This window comes from Lysinibacillus sp. (assembly GCF_032093475.1).
GTDB classification, from domain to species: domain Bacteria; phylum Bacillota; class Bacilli; order Bacillales_A; family Planococcaceae; genus Lysinibacillus; species Lysinibacillus irui.
This window is the reverse complement of sequence record NZ_DAMDAY010000138.1, coordinates 1-11990: the sequence shown is the minus strand read 5'-3', so window position 1 is coordinate 11990 and position 11990 is coordinate 1. Positions and strand designations below refer to the sequence as shown.

Genomic DNA, 11990 nt, shown 5'->3' with positions numbered 1-11990 from the left:
TTCAATTCGTTGGGTATTTCCTTTGTATTGAATTTCAAACTTCGGTGAAAAACTACTATAATATGAATACATCGCATCCGCCATTTCCTTGGCATTCGTCACGACTAACTTCGTTTCTGGTTTCTTAATTGGTGGAGCTGTTGGGGCTACCTCCGCTTCATGTACATCTTCTATGGGTATGGCTGTTTCAATTGAGGCATTGTCTGAAAGTCTAGCAGTAACATCCACAATTTTCTCCTTTGTTGAAAGAAGCATAGTTTCAATTTCATCATTATTTGTCCAATCCACCACCTGCTGTACAACCGCTTTACCAGCAGAATAAATGGGATCAATAAAAATAACAATAATGGCGATAATGGCTAATTTCTTCCACAAATTCCTCACCTCCAACCGTCTTCTTTTCATTATATACAAAAAAAGCACAAAGAACTCACTTAAGGGTCCAATTGCGCTTGCTAATATTTGTATATTTTAAGTTATGATTCTATTCATACTACAAATTCATAACTGTTACCTACTTTTCACAACTAAATTAACTGCTTCCTGAATGGCCTCATTCATTTTTTCGCCATCTCCTTCAGCATTTTGTACACATTCCAATAAATTTGTACTGACAATAACACCAACTGTACGATCTACAGCAGACCTTACTGCTGATAGCTGTGTAATGACTGCCTTACAGTCCTTTTCTTCCTCCATCATTTTCAGAATCCCACGTAGCTGACCTTCCATCCGCTTTACACGATTTTTCACTTGATCTGAATATTCCATTTCCATTGCTCCTTTATTCTAAACTCGCTACGTTCTATATTTATCATTAATCTTTATCCTAGCTTATTATTTCGAATTTAAACCTAGCTATTACTATTCCTTGGTTTTAAATAATTCATAAGCATTCTCGTAATTAACGTTCCTGCATTTGTAATTTCATCGTAATGAATAATCGTATTCTTTTTTACACGTAATTGCCCAATCTCTACCTCAAAAATCGGACACTTTCTTTTAAGTGCTGCAATTAGCATATTTGTATCATAGTCATACTTTTCACCTTTTACTTTCATCAGCCAAGGCAGCTCATTTATCGAAATATATCGCAGACCTGTTTGCGTATCCATTAATTTTCGATGATACAGCAGCTCAAAAAAGAGGCTTGTTGCACGGTTTCCCCAATAAGAAAGAAACGTACTATCAACGGAATGGAAGTTACGTACACCTAATACAATACCTTCAGAAAACACCCTTGTCATTGTTAAAATAAGCTTCACGTCTTGTAATGTGTGCTGGCCATGTGCCCCTACTGTAAGGACGCCATGATACATTCTCGATTGTTTCCGTAAATAGGCAAAGGCCGTCTTAAGTGCTCCCCCTTTGCCTATATTGCCATTATGCTGCAGTACCTGGCAACGATCTATTTTCATTAGATCTTCAAAAAGCTCATTATATTTTTGATCACTCCCATCATTGACAATAACTATTTGTGTAATGGTCGTTGCTAATAATTGGTGTACATAAGTAATAAGTGATTGTTGTGGATTATAAGCTGGAATAATAGCTACAATATTTTTCATTATTTCGATCCCCTATCTATAGGCTGACAGGCTCTCCTTAGACGAATTTCCCTTATATCAAATAGTATCATGTAACAGCAACAATTCAACTGATGAATCCCATCAAAACATATCAATAATATCGATATTTCTCCGATTAAACCCTCATATATTATTGTAGGAACAGTAAATTGTTTAACTATCGTGTTATCTCTCTGTCGAATTTTGTCACGATTCATTTAAGAAAAAACAAACTTGGTAAGCAAGAAAAGGGATATGGTGCACAAGATTACCAAGAGCTTCAAAATGGCTGAAAAAATCTCTAGAAGTTATACAATAAACATGAAAACCTACCGCTTCACAAATCGTGACACGGTAGGTTTCATTATTTTTTCATATCCACTTTTTGATTAATCATGAATGTAACGACAATAAATAAAGCGAAGCTAATTAATAGCGTAGTTCCACCTACAATAAAGAAGACTAATGTAAACGTGCTACTAAAATTAAATGGATTTATATTATAAAACCACATGCCTAATGTTAATCCTAAAACACCAAGAATAGCTGTCCATCCATGTATGGTTACTAATTTTTGTGATTTCACTTTGAAAACTCGATAAAAAATACCCCACGCAAACATACTCAGCCAACCAACAAGTAAAATATGTGCATGTATCGGTCTATACTCATAACTACCCGAACCTGACATATGTGAACCTAAGTATGTTCCGATTAAGGCAAAAATGGCTGCTAATCGAATAAGGCGTATACTCCACTTTTGTTCCATACGATAAACTCCCCCTAAGCTTGTTTCAACTAAGTAGCAGTTTATCGTGTGAACATGAACTTTACATGAACTCCTTATGACAAAATGGGTAAATCAATAGTTACCTTTGTACCAGCATCTATTGCACTTTCCATATGGATAGTGCCTCCATGGAGCTCTATAATTTGTTTGACAATCGCCAGTCCTAGCCCCGTTCCTTGCGTGGTTCTAGAGGCGTCACCTCGGTAAAAACGATCATATACTTTAGCTAATTGATCAGCAGTCATGCCTCTACCGTTATCCTCCACAAGGATTTCTAGTGAGGTAGTTTTCTTTTGTAATTGGATTTGTATTTGCCCACCGTTTACATTATATTTAATAGCATTCGTCAACAAATTATCCCACACATTTTGCAAAAGTCCTGCATCGCCATCATAATGAATTGGATCTAGCTTGTATGATATCTGCAGCTGTGCCTCTTCTATTTGCCAACGATATTTTCGTACTGTTTCTTTCAGTTGTTCGTCTAAGCTGTATCGTTCCCGTTTTACCATTCTTGTCGATTGATCCAGCGATGTTAGTAATAATAATTGCTTGGTTAATGTAGATAGACGCTTTGTTTCTAATTCAATGATCCCTGCATATTCCTGTCTTTCCTGCTCAGTTAGCAAAGGATTTTTAAGGAGATCTACATAGCCTTGAATATTTAACAAAGGAGACTGAAAATCATGTGATACATTACTAATAAATTCCTTCCGCAAACGATCATTTTCTTGTAATTTCTCTGTCATCGTATTAAAGCTAGCCGCTAATTGACCGATTTCATCCGCACGATCAATGTCTAAAACAGTGTCAAACTTTTCATGTGCAAGCTGTTGTGTTGCAGCTGTAAGCTTTGTAATTGGACGAATTAATGCTTTAGCAAACATTAGCATAGCTAATAGGCTCAATACGGTCATAACGAGCATTAATCCAGCAAGTATCGTATGCACCTCAGAAAATAATAAACGAATATCAGGTCTTATGAACAATGCGTATGGCCTTTTTTCATATGTAAATGGCACACCAATTGTATTAATTAGTTCATTAGCAAAAAAGCCTGTTACAAAAGTTTCCTTTGGAAAATCTCGCATTCCATGATAGACTTCTCCATTTAAAACACGTTCAACAACAGATGCTGACAATGTTTTATCTCGATATTCTCCACCAAAAAATTGCCCTTCCTCACCTGATGTTACATATATTTGATAGCCAACTTTGCCCAGTGTCATCAAGTAATGATCTAAATCCTCTGGCTTGGCCGTTTCAATATATTGCGCAATATCCTGAGCTATAGTAACATTTTTTGCATCATTTTTTTCTTTTACCACTTGATGATAATATGTATTCGTCGCTAAAAAACCAATACATAAGCTACCAATCATGACAAGCATTGTCGTCACTACAAATTTACTGTATAAAGTCTTCATGTTGTTTCCTCTAGCTTGTAGCCCACACCACGCACTGTTGTGATCTCAACAGCAGTGTCATACCTACTTATTCTTTCGCGAATCCGCTTCATATGTGTATTCAGCGTTTGCTCGTCTCCATCATAGTCATAGCCCCATACTTGCTCCATAATATAGCTACGCGTAAACACTTGATGGGGCCGTGACGCCAATAAGGCCAGTAATTCAAATTCCTTTAAAGGAAGAATAAGAGTATCTTCTCCTATTACAACTTCAAAACTTCGGCGATCAATCACTATATTTCCAACTTGAATCGTTATTTGATTTTTCTTATCCAATCTCCGTAATATAGCTGCTATGCGAAATAATAACTCTTTTGGTTCAAAGGGCTTTACAACATAGTCGTCTGATCCTGCTAAAAAGCCTCGCTCTTTATCCTCTAACTCGCCTTTCGCTGTTAATAATAAGACAGGAATGTCATAATCTTGTGTTAAAGTCTCAGTTAGTGTAAAACCATCCATTCCTGGCATCATTACATCTACAACAGCTAAATCAGGTAGACTTCCTTCAAGTAATGCTAGTGCCTGCTCGGCATTTTCTGCACATAACACTTGATAACCTTCCTTTGTTAAATAAATTGTAACTAGTTTTAAAATATGAATATCGTCATCGACTACAAGAATTTTCATCTGCCTACCTCCAGTAATAAGAAAAAATCCGTTCACATGGAACGAATTTTCCCCCTACAAATTACTATTATTTTATAACGAAAAAATTGAAATCAACAGCAATAACACAAAAGGCAGACCAATGAAAATATAACCTCTAGGATTCGCAAGGTTCATCGTCCACCCTACTCCAAAGCGTTTTTCCACAAAAACGGAAGGATCCTGTCGATTAATATAAATTAAGCCACCCTTCCAATACCTATCTTCATCTACATCCATTACTTGTGAATCAATATTTTCTTCATAGCGTACTTTATGTTTATGCTTTTTCACAATATAAATAAATAGTGAACCAAACAGTACAACTAAAAACGAAATAAAGACTGGCAATAGCTTATAGCCTACAGTCATGAAGGGATAGATATTGCTTAGTTGTAACACTGTTAATAAGATGGTTAAAGCATAGCTAATCAACAATATATGCCAGCTCATATATTTTCGAGTTTTTAGCTGGTCCTCTAATGATTGTTCTTTGCGATTGACAGCCAGCTTAATTGCAGAACGTTTAATGGAATCGCTAACTCCCCACATCATCCATTGCATCATTAGCATAACAAGCGGCAACGAAATAGCCGTAAAATACGTCTTCTTCCTCCACTCATCCGCTTCTCCACTTGGCCCCCAATGTACAGCTATATCATTCGGCATTTGGTCGTAATGGAGCATTGTGTAAATGATTAAAAATACTGAAATTCCTAAAGGTACAGCAAAAAATGACCAAGGTAGCATTTCATCACGGCTTCGCGCAGTTAAATCAACGGCACGTACTTGCTTAATATTTACCCCCCATTGTTCCTGCTTTTTCAGCCTTGATACCTTTTGATGACTTATCCAGTACAGCACCATACTGACCGTAAGCATGCTAAATAGACAGCTTAATAAAACGATACTTTGAATTGATTCAGAAGGGGCTAACCAATTGTAACTAATAATCATAATGAGTAAGAATACTATTCCAGTGACCCCTACTAATTGAACATACTGCTTTTTCATTTTAGCTAAGACGGGGTGCATAATATTTTGATCTGGTACAGTGACCCCAAAAACAATAGTATCTCGCACAATATAAGGAACCACCAATTGCAAAGCTAATGTCATGATGTAGATCGTTATAAAAACACCAAGTAGCATTGTGCTACACTCCCTCTGCTGGTATTTGCAATTCAGCGAACACCTTTTTCATCATGTGCTCAATTTGTTCTGCTGTTGCGCCGAGCACCATACCTTCTGCCACAACAGGCTTCAAATTCTTTTCGATTTGTTGTAATTGCTCAGGTGTCAAAGCTCGCTCCTCTGTAGAACTTATAATAGCTCCCGATTTTGGCCGAATAACTATAATACCTTTGGCTTCTAATTCATGATAGCTCTTATTAACAGTATGCATATTTACACCTAAATCAGCAGCTAAACTCCGAACAGATGGTAGGGTATCCCCTGGCTTCATCTCACCTCTTGCAATGCCTTCAATGATTTGACGTGTCACCTGCTCATAAATAGGTACGTCCGATTGTGGCTCTATTTGAATGAACATGTTTATCAGCTCCATATTGTTATATAACTAGTATAACAAATTTCCTACTATTATGCATGATGTACATATCAAATAGGAGAACTCTTGATGGTTTCAATAAATTTTTGTACAAGCAAGTTATGCTTTTCATTGTTCCTCGTACAAATAGCAATTTTATGTTTAATAGCATGGATATCCTTAACATAAACCCTAGCCAATTGCCCATTCTCTACATATTCTCTAACTGCAAGAGAAGAAATAAAGTTCGCTCCATAACCCGCCATGACCGATCGAATTGTTTCATTAATTCCATTAAATTGAAGCGCAATGTTCGGAGGTTTCACCTGATATGTTTGGCATAGTGAAAAAAGATGCTCTCTCATCGAACTTCCTTCCTCTCTCATAATAAACGGCTCCTGAAACATTTCAACTAAGGTAATGTTTTGGTGTGCATAGCGATGAGTTGGAGACACGACAAACCATAATTCATCTTCATAAAGCTCCTCCCACTCTATTTCTTTAGGTCTTTCGGACATTCCTCCCCCGTAAATAGCAATATCCGCTTTATAATGAATAAGTTGTTCAAAGGCATCCTTTGTATTGGTCGTTGTAATCATTAAATTGACATGCTCATTTACAGCCTTGAAGTGAGCAGCCCATTTTGGAATTAGAAAATTTGCTGGCAGGTAGGTAGCGACTATATGTAAATTTCCTGCCTTTGCAAGCCGGTATTCTTCTATAAATGTTTCAATATGATGTTCAAGGGCGATAAGATTTTGAGCTTTCTCCGCTAGTGCCTCACCAAATTCTGTGAGAACTACCCCTCGTCCCTGTTGCTTAAAAAGCTGTACTCCTATTTCATGTTCGAATCGTTTAATTTGACTCGAAACAGCGGGCTGGCTTATACGTAATATTTCTGCAGCTTTTGTGAAACTACCTGTAGTTGCAACTTGATAAAACAATTTTAAGCCATGAATATTCATGATTTTACTCCTACTCATAATCTAAAGTTATACATAAATAATTAGAATATATTTTTATTATGATTCATTCTATCATACACTTTATTTGCAAGCTTGCACGTATAAATTAAAGAAATGAGGACTGTATGATGACAGAGATGAATGTTTGGCAAAATGTAGATCATTATTTTATGGATAAGCTCCTCCCAATAAACAAACATCTTAATGCTGTACTACAGACGAATAAAGCTGCAAGTATTCCAGAGATCGATGTATCTCCTACGCAAGGGAGACTATTATATTTATTAGCCAAAATGAAAGCCGCAGCAAATATTTTAGAAATTGGCACACTTGGTGGTTATAGCAGTATTTGCTTAGCCCAAGCTCTTCCTCGAGAAGGTAAACTAGTTACTTTAGAAATTAATGAAGAGTACGCAAAGGTTGCAAGGAAAAATATCAAGAATGCAGGTTATGAGGAAAAAATTGAGGTTATTGTTGGAAACGCATTAGAAACATTGCCAGAGTTAAAAAATGAAGGGCGCTTATTTGACTTTATTTTTATTGACGCTGATAAACCGAATAACCCCGCTTACTTGAAGTGGGCCATACAATTAGCTCATTTAGGTGCTATAATCGTTGCAGATAATGTAGTACGTGATGGTGCAATAACTGATAAAAATAGTGAGGATGAACGTGTACGCGGTATTCAGCAATTTATGGAACTACTAAAAGAGGAACCTAGAATTGAGGCAACAGCTATACAAACAGTTGGTGTAAAAGGCTATGACGGCTTTGTACTTGCTATCGTAAACTAATATAGAAAAAATCCGCGTTACCATATTAACGCGGATTCCCCTAATAAAAGATGCCTTACAAGCTCCCCATCAAAGCTAGTAAGAGATCTTTCACCCCTTTAAAATCTCTTTACTTTTATTAGTAGACCCCTTTAATTCAATCGTGCTCATCTCTTTAGCCTAAACGGGGGAACAGACCCCGTCACGCTATGTTAGTGGAATTAGGAAAGTTGAAATATGCTGATAGTAGATTTATGTCTTATGCTAATTTTTCATATCCTGGAAGTGTCAAAAATTCCGCAAATTCATCTTGCTCAATTAAGGATTTAAACAGTTCAGCTGCTTCAATGTAGCGACCACTGCTATAAGCTTGTTCCCCAACAGCCTCTTTAATCTTCACAAGCTCTTCTTCCAATATTTCTAGGACAAATGCTAACGTAATACCACGTCCATCATCTAAGATTCCTTTTGGATGACGAATCCATTGCCATACTTGCGTACGAGAAATTTCTGCTGTTGCGGCATCCTCCATCAAGTTGTTAATTGGTGCAGCACCATTACCCCGTAGCCATGAAGCAATATATTGTACACCGACACTACAGTTAATACGAAGACCTTCAAGCGTAATTGTTCCCTCTGGCACCGCTACTAAATCTTCTGCAGTTACGTGTACATCCTCACGTTTTTTATGAATTTGGTTAGGTGTTGTCATAATGGCATCAAACTGCTCCATTGCAGTTGCAACCATACCAGGATGTGCTACCCAAGTACCATCGTGCCCCTCTGTTGCTTCACGACGTTTATCTTCTGCCACTTTCGCAAATGCTATAGCATTCGCCTCATCATCATTTTTAACAGGAATTTGTGCAGCCATTCCCCCCATTGCTGGTGCATTACGCTTATGACATGTTTGTATGCATAAAGACGTATAGGCCTTCATAAACGGTACGGTCATTGTTACTTGCCCACGATCTGGCAAAATAACATCAGCTTGATTGCGAAGACGTTTAATATAACTGAAAATATAATCCCAACGTCCACAATTCAGACCAGCTGAATGTTCGCGTAGCTCATATAAAATTTCATCCATCTCAAACGCCGCTAAAATCGTTTCAATTAGTACAGTAGCTTTTATTGTTCCCTGTGGAATGCCAATATAATCTTGGGCAAATACAAAGACATCATTCCATAGACGAGCCTCTAAATGACTTTCAAGCTTTGGCAGATAGAAATATGGACCAGTACCTTGCGCTAGCGCATTTTTTGCATTATGGAATAGATATAAACCAAAATCAAAGAAGCTACCTGAAATCGGCTCTCCATCGACAAGAACATGCTTCTCAAGCAAGTGTAGACCTCGTGGACGAACTAAAAGCACTGCTGTTTCTTTATTTAATTTATACGTTTTACCATTGGATGCTTGTGAAAATTCTATCGTCTTATTAATAGCATCACGCATATTAATTTGACCACCAATCATATTTTCCCATGTCGGAGAAGAAGCATCCTCGAAACATGCCATAAACATTTTTGCTCCCGAGTTTAAAGCATTAATAACCATCTTACGATCAACAGGTCCTGTAATCTCAACACGGCGATCTTGCAGGTCCTTTGGAAGTGGTGCAATTGTCCAATCACCTTCACGAATATGCTTCGTCTCTGCTAAGAAATCAAGCTTTTCTCCCGCATCAAGTCGTTTTTGGCGTTCTTGACGAGCATCCAACAACTCCTTACGGCGAGTATCAAATTTTTCATGCAGGGCAAGAACAAAATTAAGAGCTTCAGGTGTTAAAATTTCTTTTGTTTGCTCGTTCTGTTCTCCAACAATTTTAAGCTTACCTGTTGTTGCTTGTTCCATTAGTTGTTTACCCACCTTTGCAATTTTAGTTTCGTCATCCTCCGTTTTAGGAGAAACGGAGGAGACTATTCTATGATTATGAATTTAGGAAAACACGTATAAAATGTTACTTAAACAAACTGTTCAGTTTCAGTAGAGCCTGCCATTGCTGTTGTAGAAGAAGTACCACCAGAAATAACTTGAGAAATTTCATCAAAATATCCAGTACCTACTTCGCGTTGATGGCGTGTAGCTGTATACCCTTTGGATTCAGAAGCAAATTCAGCTTGCTGTAGTTTAGAATATGCAGCCATACCATTATCTTTATAATCATGTGCAAGCTCAAACATGGAGTGGTTAAGTGCATGGAAGCCTGCTAACGTAACAAATTGGAATTTGTAACCCAACTTACCAAGTTCTCGTTGGTATTCTGCAATTTCTTCTTCTGAAAGATTTGCTTTCCAGTTGAACGAAGGTGAGCAATTGTACGCAAGCATTTTACCTGGGAATTCAGCATGAATTGCTTCAGCAAATTCACGAGCTTCCTCAAGTGATGGTTTGGAAGTCTCACACCAAATTAAATCTGCATATGGTGCGTAAGCTAATCCACGAGCAATTGCTTGTTTAATACCAGCTTTTGTACGGAAGAAACCTTCTGGTGTACGTTCACCAGTTATGAACTCCGCATCACGTGGGTCAATATCTGAAGTAACCATATCTGCAGCATCTGCATCCGTACGAGCAATTAAAATTGTATCTACACCCATAACATCTGTTGCTAATCGAGCAGCAATTAAATTACGGATAGCATTTTGTGTTGGAAGTAAAACTTTACCGCCTAGATGCCCACATTTCTTTTCTGACGCTAATTGATCTTCTAAGTGAACACCAGCAGCCCCAGCTTCAATCATGCCCTTTACAAGTTCAAACACGTTTAGAGGACCACCAAAACCTGCTTCTGCATCTGCGACGATTGGTGCGAACCAATCAAATTGATCGACACGACCTTCAGCATGATCAATTTGATCGGCGCGTTGTAGTGCTTGATTGATACGTTTTACTACTGCTGGTACAGAGTTAGCAGGGTATAAAGATTGATCAGGATACATTTGTCCAGAAAGGTTTGCATCCGCAGCTACTTGCCAGCCTGATAGATAAATAGCCTTTAATCCGGCTTTTACTTGTTGCACTGCCTGATTACCCGTTAATGCCCCCAATGCATTAATAAACGGTTCCTCATGTAACGAATTCCAAAGTCTAGTAGCGCCTTTTTGGGCTAATGTTTGTTCAAGTACAATTGTGCCCTGTAATTTAACAACCTCTTCAGCTGAATATGTGCGCTCAATACCAGCCCAGCGTGGGTTTTCAGCCCATTGTTTTTCTAAAGCTTCGATTCTTTCTTGACGAGTTGACATATTGAAATTCCACCTTCCCCTTTGTGTACAATATACTCTGTTAAAAAACTTTTAATTCACTGTTCCATAACAGGTTTATTTGTTGTAAATTAATATATAACAGAGTGTTTAAATTTTCACTATTTTTTGATAAAATATCGGAATTTCAGGATAAAACTACCTTTTTAAACGATGAAATTTGGAAGGCTGTTTACAAACAAGGGGGATGTTACAATGAACAATGAGGTAAATTCATTTGCAAAAGATATTTCACAACAATATATTTTAATGATGCAAGACTGGGTACCAGCCGATTCATCCTTTGCAATTGCAGTTGATAATTCTTATATTTACTTTCACTCAGGCCATCAAAATATTCATCTAGAGATCGGACAACAAGTGATGCCAGGGAGTATTGCGGAGCAAGTGCTACGGACTCAGAAAAAAACAGATGCCATATTAGATAATTCCTTATTCGATACGCCATATTACGGTATGGGTTATCCAATATACATTGATCATAAACCAGCTGCACTGGTCGTTGTCTTACCGTCCACCTTCACCAAGAAAAAAACTGAACCATTTCAGTTTTTAACAGGAAAGCAGGAGGAGGAATGGAAGCCAGTAGCAATCGATAGAATATCTCATATAGAAAGCTTGCAGAAAAAAACATGGTTTTATGTAGAAAAAGAACAGTTTAAAACGAATATTACACTCAAAGAGCTTCAATTAAGATTACCGACCTACTTTATTCGCATTCATCGTTCCTATATTGTAAATATTTATTTTATAAAAAAGATGGCACGAGACCTAACATCAAACTTTATTGTTACATTAATTGACGGAAGTGAATTACCTGTGAGCCAATCATATATTAATAATCTTAGAAGTGCTCTTGAATTTTAAGGTATCAAAAAAGACCAGAGAATATTTTCTCTGGTCTTTTAATTGCCTAGCGACGTCCTACTCTCACAGGGGGAAGCCCCCAACTACCATCGGCG

At 37.5% G+C, this 11990-nt stretch carries 13 protein-coding genes and 1 pseudogene; 3 read left to right on the top strand and 11 right to left on the bottom strand.

The genetic code is table 11. The features are described from left to right. From RT445_RS20750 to RT445_RS20740, 3 genes and pseudogenes are all read right to left on the bottom strand, one after another. A pseudogene (locus RT445_RS20750) lies at nucleotides 1-375 on the bottom strand (transglutaminase domain-containing protein); the annotation flags it as partial. Between the two features lie 135 nt (nucleotides 376-510). Further along, entirely contained in the window at nucleotides 511-771 is a 261-nt protein-coding gene (locus RT445_RS20745; protein ID WP_004233098.1) for a metal-sensitive transcriptional regulator, read from the bottom strand. Between the two features lie 83 nt (nucleotides 772-854). Further along, nucleotides 855-1568 carry a glycosyltransferase family 2 protein gene (locus RT445_RS20740; RefSeq protein ID WP_274795202.1) on the bottom strand — a complete coding sequence of 238 codons (714 nt, stop codon included), beginning with the start codon at nucleotides 1566-1568 and terminating at the stop codon, nucleotides 855-857. Nucleotides 1569-1738: 170 nt separating this feature from the next. Here RT445_RS20740 and RT445_RS20735 point away from each other — a divergent pair, with 170 nt between their 5' ends. Beyond that, nucleotides 1739-1861, top strand: coding sequence for a hypothetical protein (locus RT445_RS20735; protein WP_312507184.1), 123 nt, complete (start codon nucleotides 1739-1741; stop codon nucleotides 1859-1861). A gap of 71 nt (nucleotides 1862-1932) precedes the next feature. Here the strand turns inward: RT445_RS20735 and RT445_RS20730 are convergent, their stop codons facing one another. The 6 genes from RT445_RS20730 to RT445_RS20705 form a co-directional block, all read right to left on the bottom strand. Continuing rightward, nucleotides 1933-2337, bottom strand: a complete 405-nt coding sequence (locus RT445_RS20730; protein ID WP_274795201.1) for a hypothetical protein — start codon at nucleotides 2335-2337, stop codon at nucleotides 1933-1935. Between the two features lie 74 nt (nucleotides 2338-2411). Beyond that, nucleotides 2412-3785, bottom strand: a complete 1374-nt coding sequence (locus RT445_RS20725; protein ID WP_274795200.1) for a HAMP domain-containing sensor histidine kinase — start codon at nucleotides 3783-3785, stop codon at nucleotides 2412-2414. Then, nucleotides 3782-4453, bottom strand: a complete 672-nt coding sequence (locus RT445_RS20720) for a response regulator transcription factor (protein WP_274795199.1) — start codon at nucleotides 4451-4453, stop codon at nucleotides 3782-3784. Before RT445_RS20720 ends, RT445_RS20725 begins: the two co-directional genes overlap by 4 nt. Before the next feature lie 72 nt (nucleotides 4454-4525). After that, a complete protein-coding gene (locus RT445_RS20715) occupies nucleotides 4526-5623 on the bottom strand; it encodes a DUF1648 domain-containing protein (protein WP_274795198.1) in 1098 nt (365 codons plus the stop codon). Between the two features lie 4 nt (nucleotides 5624-5627). After that, entirely contained in the window at nucleotides 5628-6023 is a 396-nt protein-coding gene (locus tag RT445_RS20710; RefSeq protein ID WP_274795196.1) for a GntR family transcriptional regulator, read from the bottom strand. 68 nt (nucleotides 6024-6091) lie between these two features. Then, nucleotides 6092-6985: a LysR family transcriptional regulator gene (locus tag RT445_RS20705; RefSeq protein ID WP_274795195.1), complete on the bottom strand. Its 894-nt coding sequence runs from the start codon at nucleotides 6983-6985 to the stop codon at nucleotides 6092-6094. A gap of 128 nt (nucleotides 6986-7113) precedes the next feature. Between RT445_RS20705 and RT445_RS20700 the strand changes: the two genes are divergently transcribed. Continuing rightward, on the top strand, nucleotides 7114-7779 hold the full coding sequence (locus RT445_RS20700) for an O-methyltransferase (RefSeq protein ID WP_396631772.1): 666 nt from the start codon (nucleotides 7114-7116) through the stop codon (nucleotides 7777-7779). 238 nt (nucleotides 7780-8017) lie between these two features. On the opposite strand, the gene aceB is transcribed toward RT445_RS20700, so the two are convergent. Both aceB and aceA read right to left on the bottom strand, forming a co-directional pair. Beyond that, nucleotides 8018-9616, bottom strand: coding sequence for a malate synthase A (aceB, locus tag RT445_RS20695; RefSeq protein ID WP_274795193.1), 1599 nt, complete (start codon nucleotides 9614-9616; stop codon nucleotides 8018-8020). Nucleotides 9617-9726: 110 nt separating this feature from the next. After that, nucleotides 9727-11010 carry an isocitrate lyase gene (aceA, locus tag RT445_RS20690; protein WP_274795192.1) on the bottom strand — a complete coding sequence of 428 codons (1284 nt, stop codon included), beginning with the start codon at nucleotides 11008-11010 and terminating at the stop codon, nucleotides 9727-9729. Nucleotides 11011-11223: 213 nt separating this feature from the next. Between aceA and RT445_RS20685 the strand changes: the two genes are divergently transcribed. Beyond that, a complete protein-coding gene (locus RT445_RS20685; RefSeq protein ID WP_274795191.1) occupies nucleotides 11224-11895 on the top strand; it encodes a LytTR family DNA-binding domain-containing protein in 672 nt (223 codons plus the stop codon). Nucleotides 11896-11990: the final 95 nt, after the last annotated feature.

Bases quoted from the DNA above. Each gene is read 5' to 3' on its own strand.
- RT445_RS20700 (WP_396631772.1), top strand. From the start codon at position 7,114: ATGACAGAGATGAATGTTTGGCAAAATGTAGATCATTATTTTATGGAT.
- RT445_RS20685 (WP_274795191.1), top strand. From the start codon at position 11,224: ATGAACAATGAGGTAAATTCATTTGCAAAAGATATTTCACAACAATAT.
- RT445_RS20705 (WP_274795195.1), bottom strand. From the start codon at position 6,985: ATGAATATTCATGGCTTAAAATTGTTTTATCAAGTTGCAACTACAGGT.
- RT445_RS20720 (WP_274795199.1), bottom strand. From the start codon at position 4,453: ATGAAAATTCTTGTAGTCGATGACGATATTCATATTTTAAAACTAGTT.
- RT445_RS20745 (WP_004233098.1), bottom strand. From the start codon at position 771: ATGGAATATTCAGATCAAGTGAAAAATCGTGTAAAGCGGATGGAAGGT.
- RT445_RS20740 (WP_274795202.1), bottom strand. From the start codon at position 1,568: ATGAAAAATATTGTAGCTATTATTCCAGCTTATAATCCACAACAATCA.
- RT445_RS20725 (WP_274795200.1), bottom strand. From the start codon at position 3,785: ATGAAGACTTTATACAGTAAATTTGTAGTGACGACAATGCTTGTCATG.
- RT445_RS20730 (WP_274795201.1), bottom strand. From the start codon at position 2,337: ATGGAACAAAAGTGGAGTATACGCCTTATTCGATTAGCAGCCATTTTT.
- aceB (WP_274795193.1), bottom strand. From the start codon at position 9,616: ATGGAACAAGCAACAACAGGTAAGCTTAAAATTGTTGGAGAACAGAAC.
- aceA (WP_274795192.1), bottom strand. From the start codon at position 11,010: ATGTCAACTCGTCAAGAAAGAATCGAAGCTTTAGAAAAACAATGGGCT.
- RT445_RS20710 (WP_274795196.1), bottom strand. From the start codon at position 6,023: ATGTTCATTCAAATAGAGCCACAATCGGACGTACCTATTTATGAGCAG.
- RT445_RS20715 (WP_274795198.1), bottom strand. From the start codon at position 5,623: ATGCTACTTGGTGTTTTTATAACGATCTACATCATGACATTAGCTTTG.